A 17,587-nucleotide genomic window follows, 5' to 3' on the forward strand; every position below is an offset into this window, starting at 1 on the left:
GCTTATTTGCCATGGTCAGAAACTGTACAAGCAAATTGTAAATAAAAAAAAGAATCTCCAGAGTCGAGTGACTTTGGAGATTTTCAATATACCTCGTTATTGGGCGCTTACTAAATAATTAATAAAAGACAAAGAAAATCCGAATGTTCAACTTGATTACTCATAAAATCAACAATGAACGTTCGGATTATTTATATACTCATTTTTTATTAGAGACTAATGGGTCAGCCCCGTTTTTATCCAGGTTATGAGAAGAGGCGAACAGCTACGCGCAGCTAAGTTTGTCCGGAATGACAGGAAAATCCATCGTGTTTTAAGATTTTCCTAGTCAGGCCGGCTTAGATGTGATGTAGCTACCCTTCGAATACCGTTTTAAGTTACGCTTAAGTTTAAAATGATTCAATAGAGTTATCAAAAATAGAGAGGAAGATTCGCTTGAAAGTGTCACGAAAGCTTTCTATAGTGGCTATTAGCTTATTCCTAGTTGTAGGAACGATAACTAGCTATGATATCATTCAAAAACATCGCTCATCAGAAACTGTGAAAATGGCACAGACAACGCAAAGTAATTTAGTAGATCGTTTGACTTCATCTACCGGCTCAAATATTCGTGTTTTAGATTATAGCGATTTGGATATTGAAAAAGTGGCGGATGTCTATCAATTCGCGACACAGGAAAAAATTCAAGAGCAATTATTACAATTGATTGAATCGCAAATAGCAACCTTTACGCAACCGCTGATTGTATCAAATCCATTTTTAACCAATACCACTGGCTTATATTTGGCCTTTTCAACAGATGAAGCAGTAAAAATTTCTTATCGTATTGATGCCCAAGGATATCCATCGTTTGAAAAAAATTTGAAACAAAATGAAGAATATGCGACGAGTCATCAGTATCAAATCATTGGCTGTATTCCAGATGTTGATAATCTTATTACCTTGACTGCGACTACTCAAGATGGTCAACAGAAGCAAATACAGTTTCATTACACGCCACCTAAACTAAGTACAACCTCTGAAATGAACTATCAATTGTCAAAACAAGAAAGTGATGAAAGTTTGAGTGAGGGTCTATTTGCAGTAATTGGAAATCAAGCTGGCGAAAAAGCAACCTATTTAGTCGATAACGATGGGTATATTCGTGCAGAAATGCCGATTGTTAATTATAATTCCATGCGCTTAGTTTTTAATAATCAGCAAGAAATGTTTATGGCTGTCTCAGATTCAAAAATTGTAAAGCTCAATGCGTTAGGGCAAGTTAAACAAGTTCTTGATTTAGCAAATACCGACTATCTTTTACATCATGATTACATATTGAATGATAAGAATCAATTGATAGCTTTAGCAACAAGTAAAACTGCTAAAAAACAAGCGGGCTATGTAGAAGATCGCATCATAACTATTGATTTATCCACGCAAGAAGTCACTGAGATTGCTAATTTTGAAGAACTTTTACCTGATTTATATCAAAAAGCAACAGGAATTGAAGAACATAGCAACAATAAAGGGTATTTAGATCCTGTTCATATCAATAGCCTTCAATTAACAGATAATCAGCAACTCTTGGTCAGCTCTCGGGAAACTTCGACTATTCTTGCCTTGAAACCAGATGAGCAAGGCATCTATCAAGTAGAATATATGATGGGGGATGAAGCAATTTGGCAGGGAGTAGGAGAGTGCGGCCAATTATTGCTAGAAAAAGAAGGTAGTTTTACTTCTCAATATGGACAACATTCAATTACGTATGAGACAGCAGAAGATTTATCAGCTGGCCAATATTATTTGAGCTTTTTTAATAATAATTCAACTATTATGGATTCGCGGACTGATATATCTTTAGCGGAAATTGCAGATAAGACAGCAGGGAAAACCTCTAAATATATGAAATATTTGGTAGATGAAAAGACACACTCTTACAAACTGGTGGAGAGTTTTGATGTTTCTTATTCCGCTTATGTGTCAAGTGTCCAGAATTATCAAAATCATATTATTGTTGATTCAGGTCAACAAGCTACTTTTGCAGAATATACGAATGCAGGTAAATTGATTCAACGGTTTACACAAAAAACGGATACAAAATATTTATATCGTGTCTATAAATATGATTTTAAAAACTATTATTTTGATTAAAATCAATCAGCCATCAAAGCTAATCTAATCAATGATGGCTGGTTTTTTAGTTAATCGTATAAATGATTCATGATGTTGACTTGTTCTTTGGCACCAATGTGGGTATAGATACTAGTTGAGTTGGTATTGTTTTGACCTAGCAATTGTGCAGTGGTAACAATTGAGCCGGTTTTTCGATAAATTTGAGTACCAACGGAGTGTCTAAGTTTATGTGGAGTGGTCCGCTTATTATAGGCTTTAGAGTACTTATCAACCATTTTTTCAATCGCATTCGCTTTTAGGCGTTTAGCTGCACCTCCATAAGTTGATAAGAAGAGGGGTTGGACATTTTCTGTAATTTGATAAGTAGTTTGGCGAGTATTTAGATAGTCGGTAATGTAAGAAATCATCGGAGAGGCTACAGTAACCCAGTCCATTTGTCCACCTTTTCTGATAACCCGAATATGCATAGATTCGTCCGTTAATTCCATGTCGCGTAGATTAATGTTGACCAATTCAGATAAACGGATACCAGTTCCCAAAAATAATGCCAAGATTGCCAAGTCACGAATTTTATTTTTTTCAAATGCAGCAATGGCTTGACGGGTAGTGAGTAGTTCTTCATACTGATGATCAATAAATTGTAGAAAAGCCAGACCTTCATTATCAAAGAAAATCATAGGTTCCATTTTTTTAGTACGGACACTCATTTTAACCGAATCATTCACATTTTTGACGCCTTGCATTTGATTAGAAGATAAATAAGGTTTGTTGGTTTCATCATTAATCGTAGTTGATAAAAAATTAAAGAGTGATCGTAAAGCTGTCAGACTGCGTTTGATGGTACTTTTTGATAAGCCAGGTAACTCATCTCCAGACTCTTCATATAACGATTGTTTTTCTTTTGAAACATTTTTTTTGCGATTTTGAAGTTCACGTTTGTATAAGCTCAAATCTTTTTCGGTCAACACATCTAATTCAGCAATTTGAATATCTTTCATTAATGTTGCTTTTGAATAGCCTTCACGAATAAGCCATTCTAAAAAACGTTTCATTTCTTTTTGATATTCGAACAATGTGACGGATGAATATTCTTCTTCAATCTTCTTTTGAAAATACTCTTGAGCAAAATCCGGATATTCTGGTAAGTTTTCCAATACTTTGGCTTTAGCTGCTGCTTGCGTGGCTTGCATGATATCTAAATCCTTTCTAAAACTTTCTAAAAATCTTTAATATATTGTCATTATCGAAGTGACGATTAAAAGACTAAAAACCGATAGAGGATGTCTTTTGATATATAGTAGCAAATTTACTCTTTTATGGTTTACAGAAAACAGTGATTTTCTATAAAACTATATTAGCATATCTTTTAATAGAAAGCAAATCCCCTTATATCAATATTTTACTTTAAGAGGCTTATGTGTGAGTCGTTCATCATTAAGCGTTAATACAAAAAAATCAGCAGCTCAATGATTGAACTGCTGATGACTTTTAAAAGATTTTAGTAATCCATTAAAGTGATGATGTCATAATCTTTAATTTTATCACGACCATGTAAGTCATTTAATTCGATTAAGAAGGCACAACCAGCAACAACACCACCAAGTTGTTCTACAAGATCAATAGTAGCTTTAATCGTACCACCAGTTGCTAATAAGTCATCACAGATAAGTACGCGTTGACCAGGTTTAATTGCATCTTCATGAATCGTTAAAGTATCTGTACCGTATTCTAAATCATAAGTGACTTCGATGGTCTTACGAGGTAATTTTCCTTTTTTACGTACAGGGGCAAAACCAACACCTAATTCATAAGCCACTGGACAACCAACGATGAATCCTCGTGCTTCTGGTCCAACAACCATATCGATTTGTTTTTCTTTTGCGTATTCAACGATTTCGTGAGTTGCTACACGGTAAGCTTCACCATCAGCCATTAAAGGTGAAATATCACGGAAAATAATACCTTCAGATGGATAGTTTGGAATACTAGCAATGTAATCTTTCAAATTCATATTAATGTTCCTCCTGCGAATGGATTAACCAATTCTTTAATGTCTCCAGATTTGACAGCAAGAAAAATTCTTCTGTTTTAATCTTTTGTAATCTATTTTGATAAGTTTGACTTTCTGTTAAGCTATGTTTTGGTGGATTTTCGATATAACTTAACACGCCATCTTCTATTTTAACAAATTTTAAGTCAAAAAACACCTGAATCATGAAAATTAATAATTTTTTTGGGATTTTGAGATACTTTTCGACTAAATCAAGCTTATAGCGGACATCTATACGTTTTTGCTGTTGGATAAACTTGAATAATTTTGCAAATTGTTCTTTGCTACCGACACCATCTACATAAGCATCTTCATGAGTATAGCATACGAAATAGACGCGACTAACTGAGAATTGTTGATAAATTTTAAGGTAATCCTCGGCTTTTAATGGACAATCCAAAAATACAATTTGTTGATAATTTATAACATCTGTCATTTCATTGATTTCATCCACTAAATAAATCGGCTTGTCTAGAATTTTTTGGAAGTTTTTTCGATTTTTTTCGAAACTTGCGATATATAAAGTTGGTAAATCAAAGTTCAATTGACGATAGAATTTTTTGGGACGATAATCAAATACCTGTAAATCGTCAATCGAAAAATCACTGAGCATTAATTGACAAGAAGTATTGCCGTTCCATTCATTGATACTTAGTTGCCCCACCAGATTAATATTTTCATTGCCTAATTCATCAATGTACATGCCTTGATTGAAACCGACGACATCTAATTGATGATTGTTTTCGTCATTCACAACTAGTTTTAAGTGATTCTGATTTGCACCGATTGCCCTTTTCTGGGATACTTTGACATTTTTAATTAGGAAGTTTGGTCTAGGGTTATCCATTCCAAATGGTGCCAAGACTTTAAACTGTTCAATTAAAGACACACTAACTTCACTTATCTCAATGATTTCGTCAATTTGAAGTGGTAAACCTTCAGCAAAAGTTAAATGCTGACTCAATGCCGCTTGATTCAAATGATCTTGTAATTTAGCAATATTTTCTATTTTGAGAGTCAGTCCCACAGCAGAATGATGACCACCAAATTTTTCAAATATCTCTCTGACTTGTCCCATACTTTCAAAAAGGTTGAAGCTTTCTACACTTCGGCCGGATCCTTTTGCCTGATTATTTTCGTTAATAGAAAGCACGATGGTCGGTTTTCCAGTTTCTTTTAAAATTCTACCAGCTACAATACCAAGCACACCTTCATGCCAATCTTGTCCAGCAATCACATGAACATAATTCTCGGGATTTATTTTTTCTCTAGCTTGACTGGTGATTTCATCGACTAAATCTTTTCTTTTTTGGTTCCATAAATCAATTTGTTTGGCTAATTGATAGGCCTCTTCCTCATCAAAAGTCAGCATCAATTGAACCGCTGGATTAGGGTCATCCAGTCTACCTAATGCATTCAATCTTGGAGCAAGTGCAAAGCCAATTGTTTGTTCATCTAATTCTTTAGGATTGACTTCACTGACTTCCATTAAGGTTTTTAACCCGATTCTTTGCGTTTGTTTCATCATTTCTAGACCTAAGCGTACAAAAATACGATTTTCATCAGTTAGAGAAACCATATCAGCTACCGTACCAATTGCAACTAGCTCCAATAATTCATAAGGCACCTCTTCAATTAAGGCGCAGGCTAATTTAAATGCAACCCCTACTCCAGCCAATTCACCAAAAGGATAATTGCCTTCAGGGTGTCTAGGGTGAACAATGGCAAATGCATCAGGAAGTTGTTCAGGTAATTCGTGGTGATCGGTTACTATGACATCTATCCCCTGCTGATTGGCATAATCAATGGCTTCATGACCAGCAACCCCATTATCAACTGTTAAAATTAATTCGATACCTTCTTCAATTTTTTGCCGATAAACATCGACATTTGGCCCATAACCGTCTTTAAAACGATTGGGTAAATAATAGCTGACATTTGCACCAAGCATTTCTAAAGTCTCGACAATGACCGAGGTACTTGTGATTCCGTCTGCATCATAATCACCATATACGAGAATAGACTCACCATTTTCAATTGCAATTTGTAAACGTTCAACTGCTTTTTGCATATCGTGCATTAAAAATGGATCATATAGATTTTCAATACTAGGATTTAAAAATTGATTTAGCTTTTCTGCTGTATCTATTTTTCTTTGAACGAGTAACTTTTGAATCACTGGATGGATATTTTGCTGCGCTAAAATGTCGCCAAATGCTGTATGTATCGTTGCTTTTTCTGGATATACCCAGTGATGAGTGGATTTTCTCAATATCAAACGTCCTTTCTATATTTTTCAATGAATAAGCTACTATCAAAAATCGCTGGATAGTAGCTTAAGAAAATTATTTTTTGTTAAAAATACCACCTGCTAGATAATCACCAATCGTTGGAAATACTTGATAGAAAAAGGCTGCCGTATTCATCAATCGTGGACGGTTAATTTCACGCTTGTTTTTACCAAAAGTTTGGACAATTTCTTTTGCAAGGTCATCTGCTTGTAACACCATCGCCCCAATTTTATCTAAATAACTACCATTTGGATCGGCAATATTAAAGAAGTTGGTTTCAATTGGTCCAGGATTGACCGTTGTAACATGGATGCCAAAAGGTTTTAATTCTAGACGTAAGGCATTCGAAAAACCAATTACCGCGAATTTTGTAGCAGAATAAATTGTTGATTTAGGAGTGGCCATTTTACCAGCCATGGAAGCAATATTAATGATATGACCTGATTGACGCAAAACCATCTTTGCTGCAATTTTTTGCGTTAAAAGCATCATTCCTAAAATATTTACTTCAAACATTTGTCTTGCTTGATTCATATCAAAATCAATGAAATCTTCAAAATAACCAAAGCCAGCACAGTTTACTAAGACATCAATATTTTTTTCATTGGCATAAATAGCTTGAACTAAATACTCGATACTTTGAGCATCAGACATATCTACTTTAAACGCATAGCAATGATTTTGACTAAGCTCCTCGCATCTTTCTTTGACTTGTTGTAATTTATCTACGCTACGAGCACAGGCGATAATGATTGCCCCTTGTTTTGCGGCTTGATAACAAATTTGCTCCCCTAAACCTGAAGAAGCACCAGTGACTAATACGACTTTATTTGTTAAATTCTGCATAAGAAAGACTCCTTATTTAAGATTTTTTGACTTTTTTCATTGGAATATTATAAACAGCTAAATCTTTTGCGACAGTAGTATTTTCAAAAATTTCTTGTGCTTCTTTAGCCAATGCAGATAAATCGCTGTTTAAATATCTTGAACTAATATGTGTCAGAATCAATTGTTTGACATTGGCTTTTTTGGCTACCGTAGCTGCTTGGTGTGTAGTTGAATGAAAATAAGCTTTGGCAAGTTTGGCTTCAGATTTATTAAATGTACTTTCGTGAACTAAGACATCGGCCTCTTTTGCCAACTCAATAGAAGACTGTGTATATCGTGTATCACCTAAAATTGTGATGATTCTTCCCTTGATAGACTCACCAATAAAATCATGTCCATCAATGATTCGACCATCTGGCAAAGTAACTGTTTCGCCATTTTTAATTTTACCATAAATTGGACCAGGTTGAATGCCTAATTCTTTTAAGCGTTCAACTTGTAATTCTCCTTTAAAATCTGCCTCTTCAATGCGATAACCATAGGATAAAATACCATGATCTAATTTTTCGGCATAGACTTTAAATTGACTATCCTCAAAAACCACTTCTTTATCGTGAACTTCAATGAATTTTAATGGATAACCTAGACGTGATTTTGATAGATTTAAGCTAGTTCGAACATATTCTTCAATGCCTTTTGGTCCATAAATTTCAAGGGTTTCTTCTCCACCTTGAAAAGAACGACTACTCAATAAGCCTGGTAATCCAAAAATATGATCCCCATGAAGATGCGTGATAAAGATTTTCTCAATTTTTCGTGGGCGAATCGCTGTTTTGAGAATTTGCATTTGTGTCCCTTCTCCACAGTCAAAGAGCCAAACAGCATTTCGCTCATCTAGTAGTTTTAAAGCTATACTTGTTACTGTACGATGTTTAGCAGGAACCCCTGCACCCGTACCTAAAAATTCTAATTCCATAATATCCATACTTTCATCAATTAAATTACTCACTAATTTTAACAGTTTTAAACTTAATTTAAAATAAAAATACTGAAAAAATCTCAAAATCTATAAAAAAACTGATAGTACTAAATAATCAGTACTATCAGTCAATGCTTATTCTACAAATTCAAATTCAAAGTTACCAATGCGTACAATATCGCCATCTTTTGCACCGCGCGCACGTAAAGCTTCATCAACACCCATCGCTCTTAATTGACGGGCAAAACGCATAATGGTTTCATCATGTTCAAAGTTTGTCATCTTAAATAATTTTTCTAGTTTTTCACCAGATAAAATCCATGAAGCATCATCATCGCGATCAATTTGGAATTCTTGTTCGTCTTTTGTAAATCCATAATGAACCACATCTTCTTCAATTTCTTCGTCATATAAAAGAAATTCTGGTGTAACTTCTAATAAATCAGCAGTGGCACTTAGTAAAGCCTCAATTCCCTTTCTAGTCACCCCTGAAATTGGAAAAACTGGAATTGGTTCATCTAATTCATCCTTTTGTTCTTTAGCTAATTTTTCTTTAAAAACTTTTAGATTTTCTTCAGCTTCTGGCATATCCATTTTATTTGCGACAATAATTTGTGGACGCTCCATCAGACGTAGATTATAGCTAGCTAATTCATGATTAATCGCTAAATAATCTTCATAAGGGTCTCGACCTTCCATTCCAGACATATCAATCACATGTAAAATGACACGCGTACGTTCGATGTGTCTTAAAAATTGCGTACCCAAACCTACACCTTGGCTTGCCCCTTCAATTAAACCAGGTAAGTCTGCTGCAACAAAACTACGACCATCTTTTGTGTTGACCATACCTAAATTAGGAACAAGTGTGGTGAAGTGATAAGCCCCAATTTTAGGTCGAGCAGCTGAGATAATCGATAGTAAGGTAGATTTACCAACAGATGGAAAACCGACTAATCCAACATCAGCGAGCACTTTTAGTTCCAATTCGATTTTACGCTCTTGTCCTGGTTCACCATTTTCAGCAATTTCAGGTGCAGGATTTCGCGGTGAAGCAAAACGAATATTGCCTCGTCCACCACGTCCCCCTTTTGCTACAACAAGCGTTTGACCATTTTCAATTAAATCTCCTAATAGACGGCCAGTTTCAGCATCACGAACCGTTGTACCTTGAGGAACTTTCACATATAAATCTTCAGAGCCACGGCCATGCATCCCTTTACTCATACCATTTTCACCAGGTTGCGCTTTAAAATGTCGGTTAAAACGAAAATCCATTAATGTTCTAAGACCTTCATCCACGATTAAAACCACATTTCCGCCACGGCCACCATCGCCACCAGCGGGTCCACCATCAGGCACATATTTTTCACGACGAAAGGCAACCATCCCATCGCCACCTTTACCTGCTTTAACATCAATTGTTACTTGATCCAAAAACATGGACATTTTATCTATCACTCCAATTCTATTACAGTTTGCAACTCTACTTTATTGTACCTAGCAAAAAAATCTTTGTCTATTCTTTTTATTCCAAAAGACGAAAATATTAACGAATTCACAGAAAGTTCATTGGAATATTGTCTATTATTTAGTATAATTTATCACGTTAAGTCAAAATTTAAAGGAGCAACAACAATCATGAAAAAATTAACGCTATTAACCTTATTAACTTGTACCTTTTTATTAGGTGCTTGTAGTTCAGGTAAGCAAACAACCACAACTACTTCAACAAAAGCAGAAACGACAACTTCATCAAAAAAAGTCGACTTAAATGCTTTGGACTTACCTCAATTAGAGACAAACGTAAAAGAAAATGAAGATGTAGTTGAAATCGTAACGACTCAAGGAAATATTAAAGCAAAGTTATTCCCTGAGATTGCCCCTAAAGCTGTTGAAAACTTTATGACGCACGCAAAAGATGGCTATTATAACGGCACCCCATTCCATCGTGTCATAGATGAGTTTATGATTCAAGGTGGCGATCCTAAAGGCGATGGTACAGGTGGCGAAAGTATTTGGAAAAAAGGCTTTAAGGTAGAAATCTCTAATCGACTTTACCATATTCGAGGTGCTTTAGCGATGGCGAGAAGTCAAGCTTTAGACAGTCAAGGTAGTCAATTTTATATCGTCCAAAATGATCAAGATGTTTCAGATGGTTTAGCGATTCAATATTATCCAGAAAAAATTATCGAAGCCTATAAAAAAGGTGGCACACCACAATTAGATGGCAATTATACAGTGTTTGGTCAAGTAATTGAAGGTATGGATGTTGTTGACAAAATTGCAAAAGCGGAAGTTAAAACAAGTGAAACAGGCGAAAAATCTACACCTGTTGATCCTGTAAAAGTAGAAAAAATCAATATTATCCAAGAAGCAAAATAAGAGTGGGACTTACCCACTCTTATTTTTTACCTTTGATCACCCACGATAAAGGTAAACTCACATTCAGCGACTTTTTTACCATCTACGGTTGCTATGGCGTCGGCTGTACCAACAGAACCCTTTAATTTCGTAATTTCAAAACTTAATTTCAAGACATCGCCTGGAGTTACTTTTTGTCGGAATTTTGCTTTATTGATACCACCAATATAAGCAGTTCTTCCTTGAAATTGGCTTGATTTCAAAATAAGAATTGAGCCAGCTTGAGCTAATGTTTCGATAATAAGTGCACCTGGCATTACCGGATTTCCAGGAAAATGTCCTTGAAAGAAATCTTCATTGATCGTGACATTTTTGGTTGCGATAATTTTCTTACCATCAATCATTTCATCTACATAATCAATATAAATAATTGGAAAACGATTGGGAATTAAATCCATTACTTCTGTTTCAGTCATATATTTTGCCATATTATCAACCTCATTTTTTGTGTAATTTACTTTGGTTATCAAACTATCATATTTTTGATTATATTGCAACTTAAATTTAGAATATCTATATTTTAATTAAAAATAGTTTGACAATCAAAAGAATTTAGATAATAATAAGAAATCATAAATGAAAATTTCAATTGATGACAATAAAGGAGAAATATTATGAGTTTTTTAACTGGTAAAAAAATTGTGGTTATGGGTGTAGCCAATAAAAAAAGTATCGCCTGGGGTTGTGCTCAAGCGCTGATTCAACAAGGTGCTGAAGTCATATATACTTATCAAAATGAACGAATGGCTAAATCATTGGTCAAATTAGTTGGAGAAGAGCCTTTCATGGTTGAGTGTGATGTCGCTGATGATCAATCCATTCAATCTGCCTTTGAACAAATCAAATCCTATGCTGGTGAAATTCACGGTGTGGTTCATGCGATTGCCTATGCGAATAAAGAAGATTTACAAGGAAAAGTAACAGAAATTTCGCGTCAAGGTTATGCATTAGCACAAGACATTAGCAGTTATTCTTTCATTGCTGTTACGAAATATGCTAAACCTATCCTTGCTGAAAATAGCGGGATTGTAACCTTAACATACTTAGGGGCTGAGCGTGCAGTACCAAATTATAATATGATGGGGATTGCCAAAGCGGCTTTAGAATCGTCTGTACGTTATCTTGCAGCGGAATTATCTCCTGAAAAAATCAGGGTCAATGCTATTTCAGCTGGTGCAATTAAAACACTTGCTGTAACGGGTGTCAAAGATTATCAAAAACTATTACAATTGTCAGAAGATCGTACACCGGATAATGTGGGTGTCACCATTGAAGAAGTCGGCAATGTATGTGCTTTTTTAATTAGTCCCCTTTCAAGTGGCATTATTGGCGAAGTTATATTTGTTGATAAAGGAGTCCATCTATCGTAATGGTATTATGTAAACTTTGTTCTTCACCTTCCCTTTCTTTTGATTTTTACTTTGTTATGATACAATTATTTTAAAGGAGGGATTTTATGTTAGCTACGAATAATGGATCTGTAGCAGAAACAACAGAAAAACAATTAAATGCCTTGCAACGTTGGTGGCATAATATTAATTGGGAGAATATTATTAATACAATTGTTGATAAAGCAATTGGTGTGGTTTTACTCACCCTTTTATTCTTTATCCTTCAGCGTTTGAGTTTCTTTTTACTTGATCGTGTCTATAAACAATATGCCAAACGCTATAGCATGAATGAAAGCCGCTTAAACACCATTAAAACATTGATGCATAATATCATTCAGTATACACTAGGTTTCTTTTATGTTTATAGTTTATTATCGGTTCTGGGCTTTCCAATTGGTTCTTTACTTGCAGGTGCCGGAATTGCTGGTATTGCAATTGGTCTAGGTGCGCAAGGTTTTATGAATGATATTATTACTGGTGCCTTTATTATTATGGAACAACAAATCGATGTAGGGAACTATATTCGCCTACCAATTTTAGGGATAGAAGGAACGGTGATGTCTGTCGGAATACGTACGTTACAATTAAAATCATCGGATGGTACCCTACATTACGTTCCAAATCGAAATATTACTGTCATTAGTAATACCTCACGGGAAAATATGCAAGTATTGGTTGATGTGAGAATTAATCCTAATGAAGGAATTGAGGAAATGAAACATATTATCGCGACTGTGAATCAAGAATTTTCTCAAGTCCATCATGAAGTCATTGAGACGCCACCAAGTATTTTTGGTGTGGTGGATTTAGGAAATAACAACTTTGCGATTCGCAGTATTATGTATGTTTCAAATGGCCAACAATTTAGTATTAAGCAAGCCTATTTAACTGCTTGTATTGACGCCTTAGTACAAAACGGCTACACCATTCCTAATACACCAATTATTACGAAATGAAATAACCGCACATCGCCAAAAGATTAATCGGTGATGTGCGGTTTTGTTTATTGAGCTTTTTTCTGCTCGTTTTTTTCGATTAGATAATATCTACTTTCAATTTCATGTACCATATGATTGACAGATTTGAGTATCGTTTTTCTTGTATAAATGCCTAAAAAAACATTTTCTGCTGTTACATAGGGTAAAAAGGGTTCATTGACCAAACGCCGCAACAAGACTTCTAGCCCTTCGTTTTGATGAATGGTTGTGACATTTACTTCCATTACATCAGCAACCGTTAAACTTTCAAGTAGACTCATATCAAAACCAGTTAAGCCGCTAATTGCGCGCATAATATCTGCTAATGAAAGTAAGCCTACTAAATGATCCTCACTGTCTAATACGGGTATTTTTGAATAGCCCACATTTGTAAGGACTAAAAGTGCATGTTCTAATGGATGGGTGTAAAGTACCGTTGCAACATTTTCAGCTTCGATTAAAAAAGTATCTTCTGTTTCAGTTAATAATTCTTTGACGTGTTTACCAATCATTTCATATCCACCTATTTTTCAAATTCAAAAGCTAAATCGGCAATTGGTTGATTTGCACGATTGTAGTACTGAATCTTCCAATGTGTTGGTGTACTTTCAATAATTGCAAAACTACGATGTTGAATCGGGCCTCGTGGTAGTAAGATGCTACCAGGGTTTAGGTATAGGCGATGATTCACCACTTCGCAACCAATTAAGTGGGTATGTCCAAACAATACGATATCAGCATGACTTTGTTCCGCTAAATAAGCAAGTTTTTGAAGTCCCATTCGTACTCCGTAAAGATGACCGTGTGTGACTAAGATTTTATCTTCAGATGTGGTAATGATTTTAACATCTTCATATCCATTATCGTAATCACAATTTCCAGCTACGACATGAATCTCTTTCCATAATTCATCATCACTAGACAATTCTGAATCTCCGCAATGTATCACGTAATCTACTTTATCTTTCCATTGTTTGAATACATCGACTACAATTTGACGATCTTGATGGCTATCACTCAGTACAAGGTATTTCATAATCATTCTTCCTCTCTATGCTTCTAACCAGGCTTGCCATAATCCATCCAATTTTTTCATCGCTTGACCACGATGTGAAATCTCATTTTTCTCTTCTGGTGTTAATTCAGCAGATGTTTTTTCTAGACCATCAACGATAAATAATGGATCATAGCCAAAACCATTTTCACCTCTAGGAATTCGTGCAATACGTCCGCCCCAAATACCCTCAACAACGAGCGATTCTTTTTGTGGCGCAGCAAAGACCAAGGTACAATGGAATTGCGCTGTACGATTTTCATCTGCTACATCGGTTAATTCATGCAGTAATTTGGCATTATTGGAGGCATCACTCTTTTGTTCACCGGCAAAGCGTGCGGAATAAATTCCTGGCATACCTCCAAGTGCATCGACAGTCAAACCAGAATCATCAGCTAATACTGGACATTGAAGGATATTGGCAATTGTTTCCGCCTTTAATCGAGCATTTTCTTCAAAAGTTTGACCGGTTTCTTGCACTTCAGGTAGTTCAGGAAAATCTTTCATGGTTTTAATTTGATAGCCCGCTTTAGCAAACATTTTTTCAAATTCTTTCGCTTTACCCATATTTCCTGTTGCAATCATAATCGTTTTATCAGCAACAGCATCATTGGCTGTATTCTGTACATATAAAGCTTCTTTTTGATAAGCAATTAATGATTCGATAGCTTCTTTTCCATAGTGTAATAAGTGATTTAATTGGTCGCCATCAAAGGTAGCTTCCTCCCCTGTCCCTTGAATTTCAACAAAGCGGCCAGATTCAGTCATGACTAAATTCATATCAACTTGACAGGCAGAATCCTCAATGTAATCCAAGTCAACGGCGTAACTATCATCTTCTAAAATCCCTACGCTAATAGCAGCTAGATGTTCTTTAATTGGATTTTCGCTTAGCTCCCCTGTTTGCATCAGTTTATTAATTGCTAATTGTAAAGCAACAAAAGCGCCAGTAATACTTGCTGTACGTGTCCCTCCGTCTGCTTGAATGACATCACAATCAACAATGATGCTACGTTCTCCAAGTTTTTCCAAATCAACCACCGCACGCAAACTCCGACCAATTAAACGCTGAATTTCCATTGTGCGTCCGGATAATTTACCTTTTGCACTTTCACGGCGATTTCTAGTATTGGTTGCTCTTGGTAACATACTATATTCAGCAGTTACCCAACCCGTTTCGCTACCACGTAAAAATGGTGGCACGTTTTCTTCAATTGTCGCAGAACAAATGACTTGTGTATCTCCAAAAGAAATCACAACCGAACCTTCTGGATGTTTAAAGACATTTGTTTGAATCGTAATTTTTCTTAAATCATTTACTTGACGGCCATCATGACGCATGTAAATTCCCCCTTTATAAATGAATATGTTTGGCTTGAATATCAGGAATATTTAACCAATTTTTAGCAATTTGATTAAAGCTTTGTGTTGATCCGGTTGTATAAAATTGACGTGTTGGTGTGGTATTTTCCGGTGAGTTGGCAATATCAAAGTAGTCTAAAAGCATGCTGACCTCTCCGACTGTTTCAACGCCAGAGTCGATTAAAACCACCTCTTTGCCCATTACATTTTGAATAATCGGACGTAGTAAAGGATAATGTGTGCATCCTAAAATCAAGGTGTCGATGTTTTTTTTCGTCATCGGTTGTAGTGTTTGAGCGACAATTTTTTTTGCCACACTTGAATTTGCTTGATTACTTTCTACTATCGGAACAAATCTAGGACACGCTAAACTCACAGGTTGAGCAGTCGGTACTTTAGAAAGTATGGCTTGTTCATAGCTGCCACTTTGGATGGTTCCTTGTGTACCGATAATCCCTATTCGTTGAGATTTAGTATTTTTGACAGCAGCTCTAGTTCCAGGTAAAATCACACCGACAACTGGAATGTCTAATTGTTCCTTAATTTGGGTTAAAGCCGCTGCAGTCGCCGTATTACAAGCGATTACAAGCATCTTAATATTTTGTTTTAGTAAAAAACGAGTCATTTGCCAAGTAAATTCAATGACTTGTTCTTTTGGGCGTGGACCATATGGACAACGCAAATTATCTCCTAAAAAAATAATATTCTCATTTGGTAGTTGTTTTAAAGCTTCCTTAACAACGGTTAGCCCTCCTACTCCTGAATCAATAAAACCAATTGGAGCAGTATTTATCATAAAATAAACTTCCTTTTTTTATATTTTATCCATACATATTTTCGCTTTTTTTCGCTAAGAATGCAAGTAATTATCTTGAAATCTTAGTAAACCAAAATAAATTTTAATCTTTGCAACTAAAAAGCCATAAACTGGTTGCTAAATCTAGTAAAACAAGGTAGGATAAAACTTGTGAGAATTAGTAGAAAAAGGTGAAATCAATGAATATTATTTTAACTGGTGATCGTCCAACAGGTCAATTGCATTTAGGGCATTATGTTGGTTCTTTAAAAAAACGCGTTGAAATGCAAGCTGATGAAAATAATCAAATGAATATCATGATTGCAGATGTACAAGCTTTAACTGATAATGCTAAAAATCCCGAAAAAGTTTCTAAAAACGTATTAGAAGTTGCGCTTGACTATTTAGCGGTTGGTTTAGATCCAAAACGTTCAACATTATTTATTCAGTCACAAATTCCTCAATTAGCTGAATTGATGATGTATTACATGAATTTGGTTACGGTTGCGCGCGTGAAACGTAATCCTACCGTTAAGAGTGAAATTGAACAAAAGAAATTTGGCGAAAGTGTTCCAACTGGATTTTTTGTTTACCCTATCTCCCAAGCGGCTGATATTACGGCTTTCAAGGCAAATCTAGTACCCGTTGGTGAAGACCAAAAACCAATGTTAGAACAAACACAAGAAATTGTTCATACCTTTAATAGTACTTATGGTGAAGTTTTAGTCGAACCTAAAGCTGTTTTACCTGAAAAAGGAATGGGTCGTTTACCAGGTATCGATGGCAATGGTAAGATGAGTAAGTCTTTAAATAATGGTATTTACTTGGCTGATGATGCGGATACGATTAAGAAAAAAGTGATGTCTATGTACACTGATCCAAATCATATTCACGTTGAAGATCCTGGGCAAGTTGAAGGAAATATGGTCTTTACTTATCTTGATGTATTTGGCAAAGATAAAGCCTATATTGAAGAGCTAAAAGAACATTATCGTCGTGGTGGACTTGGTGATGTGAAAATTAAACGCTACTTAATCGATGTATTAGAAGCTGAATTAGCTCCAATTCGTGCCCGTCGTTTAGAGTTTGCCAAAGACCCGCAAGCTGTGATGGAAATGTTGCGACAAGGTAGCTTACAAGCTGAAAAAGTAGCAGCTGCAACCCTTGATGATGTGAAAAAAGCGATGGGTATTCAATATTTTTAATCGATTTGGGGCTGACCCATTAGTCCCTTTTGAATCCAAAAATCGAAGGCACCCGTGAAAGATGCCTTCGATTTTTGGATTTTTTGGATGAAATATAGAGGATTTTCCCCCTATA

16 protein-coding genes are annotated in these 17,587 nt (G+C 35.5%); 5 read left to right on the plus strand and 11 right to left on the minus strand.

Translation table 11 applies throughout. The annotated features are described in order from the left end of the window. The first annotated feature begins 441 nt into the window (after positions 1-441). On the plus strand, positions 442-2,133 hold the full coding sequence (locus ACTQZM_RS09905) for an aryl-sulfate sulfotransferase (RefSeq protein WP_441653679.1): 1,692 nt from the start codon (positions 442-444) through the stop codon (positions 2,131-2,133). Between the two features lie 50 nt (positions 2,134-2,183). Here ACTQZM_RS09905 and xerS read toward each other — a convergent pair whose 3' ends face one another. From xerS to obgE, 6 genes are all read right to left on the minus strand, one after another. Continuing rightward, positions 2,184-3,305 (minus strand): tyrosine recombinase XerS, encoded by a 1,122-nt coding sequence (xerS, locus tag ACTQZM_RS09910; RefSeq protein ID WP_441653672.1) that lies wholly within the window; start codon positions 3,303-3,305, stop codon positions 2,184-2,186. Between the two features lie 308 nt (positions 3,306-3,613). Further along, positions 3,614-4,126 carry an adenine phosphoribosyltransferase gene (locus tag ACTQZM_RS09915; RefSeq protein WP_016252216.1) on the minus strand — a complete coding sequence of 171 codons (513 nt, stop codon included), beginning with the start codon at positions 4,124-4,126 and terminating at the stop codon, positions 3,614-3,616. Position 4,127: 1 nt separating this feature from the next. After that, complete coding sequence (recJ, locus tag ACTQZM_RS09920) at positions 4,128-6,437, minus strand: single-stranded-DNA-specific exonuclease RecJ (protein ID WP_441653673.1); 2,310 nt, start codon at positions 6,435-6,437, stop codon at positions 4,128-4,130. Positions 6,438-6,510: 73 nt separating this feature from the next. Further along, complete coding sequence (locus tag ACTQZM_RS09925) at positions 6,511-7,302, minus strand: SDR family NAD(P)-dependent oxidoreductase (protein WP_441653674.1); 792 nt, start codon at positions 7,300-7,302, stop codon at positions 6,511-6,513. A gap of 16 nt (positions 7,303-7,318) precedes the next feature. Next, on the minus strand, positions 7,319-8,260 hold the full coding sequence (rnz, locus tag ACTQZM_RS09930; RefSeq protein ID WP_018345245.1) for a ribonuclease Z: 942 nt from the start codon (positions 8,258-8,260) through the stop codon (positions 7,319-7,321). A gap of 138 nt (positions 8,261-8,398) precedes the next feature. Further along, on the minus strand, positions 8,399-9,712 hold the full coding sequence (gene obgE, locus ACTQZM_RS09935; protein ID WP_441653675.1) for a GTPase ObgE: 1,314 nt from the start codon (positions 9,710-9,712) through the stop codon (positions 8,399-8,401). A gap of 192 nt (positions 9,713-9,904) precedes the next feature. Between obgE and ACTQZM_RS09940 the strand changes: the two genes are divergently transcribed. Then, positions 9,905-10,648, plus strand: coding sequence for a peptidylprolyl isomerase (locus ACTQZM_RS09940; protein ID WP_171300877.1), 744 nt, complete (start codon positions 9,905-9,907; stop codon positions 10,646-10,648). A 26-nt stretch (positions 10,649-10,674) separates the two neighbouring features. Here the strand turns inward: ACTQZM_RS09940 and fabZ are convergent, their stop codons facing one another. Continuing rightward, positions 10,675-11,115 (minus strand): 3-hydroxyacyl-ACP dehydratase FabZ, encoded by a 441-nt coding sequence (gene fabZ, locus ACTQZM_RS09945; RefSeq protein WP_441653676.1) that lies wholly within the window; start codon positions 11,113-11,115, stop codon positions 10,675-10,677. Between the two features lie 186 nt (positions 11,116-11,301). Here fabZ and fabI point away from each other — a divergent pair, with 186 nt between their 5' ends. After that, positions 11,302-12,057, plus strand: coding sequence for an enoyl-ACP reductase FabI (gene fabI / locus ACTQZM_RS09950; protein WP_248624330.1), 756 nt, complete (start codon positions 11,302-11,304; stop codon positions 12,055-12,057). A gap of 86 nt (positions 12,058-12,143) precedes the next feature. Next, a complete protein-coding gene (locus tag ACTQZM_RS09955; protein WP_441653677.1) occupies positions 12,144-13,034 on the plus strand; it encodes a mechanosensitive ion channel family protein in 891 nt (296 codons plus the stop codon). 47 nt (positions 13,035-13,081) lie between these two features. Here the strand turns inward: ACTQZM_RS09955 and cbpB are convergent, their stop codons facing one another. From cbpB to racE, 4 genes are read right to left on the minus strand one after another with little or no spacing between them, the layout of a single operon-like run. Beyond that, positions 13,082-13,567 carry a cyclic-di-AMP-binding protein CbpB gene (gene cbpB, locus ACTQZM_RS09960; RefSeq protein ID WP_016252195.1) on the minus strand — a complete coding sequence of 162 codons (486 nt, stop codon included), beginning with the start codon at positions 13,565-13,567 and terminating at the stop codon, positions 13,082-13,084. A gap of 11 nt (positions 13,568-13,578) precedes the next feature. Then, positions 13,579-14,091, minus strand: coding sequence for a metallophosphoesterase (locus tag ACTQZM_RS09965; RefSeq protein WP_047342536.1), 513 nt, complete (start codon positions 14,089-14,091; stop codon positions 13,579-13,581). A gap of 15 nt (positions 14,092-14,106) precedes the next feature. After that, positions 14,107-15,450 carry a ribonuclease PH gene (gene rph / locus ACTQZM_RS09970; protein ID WP_441653678.1) on the minus strand — a complete coding sequence of 448 codons (1,344 nt, stop codon included), beginning with the start codon at positions 15,448-15,450 and terminating at the stop codon, positions 14,107-14,109. A gap of 13 nt (positions 15,451-15,463) precedes the next feature. Beyond that, positions 15,464-16,267 carry a glutamate racemase gene (gene racE / locus ACTQZM_RS09975; protein ID WP_248624334.1) on the minus strand — a complete coding sequence of 268 codons (804 nt, stop codon included), beginning with the start codon at positions 16,265-16,267 and terminating at the stop codon, positions 15,464-15,466. A gap of 200 nt (positions 16,268-16,467) precedes the next feature. Here racE and trpS point away from each other — a divergent pair, with 200 nt between their 5' ends. Beyond that, complete coding sequence (gene trpS, locus ACTQZM_RS09980) at positions 16,468-17,472, plus strand: tryptophan--tRNA ligase (RefSeq protein WP_016252191.1); 1,005 nt, start codon at positions 16,468-16,470, stop codon at positions 17,470-17,472. Positions 17,473-17,587 lie beyond the last annotated feature (115 nt).

Origin of the sequence: Enterococcus cecorum, from assembly GCF_052119425.1 — a bacterium.
GTDB classification, from domain to species: Bacteria; Bacillota; Bacilli; order Lactobacillales; family Enterococcaceae; genus Enterococcus_E; species Enterococcus_E cecorum_C.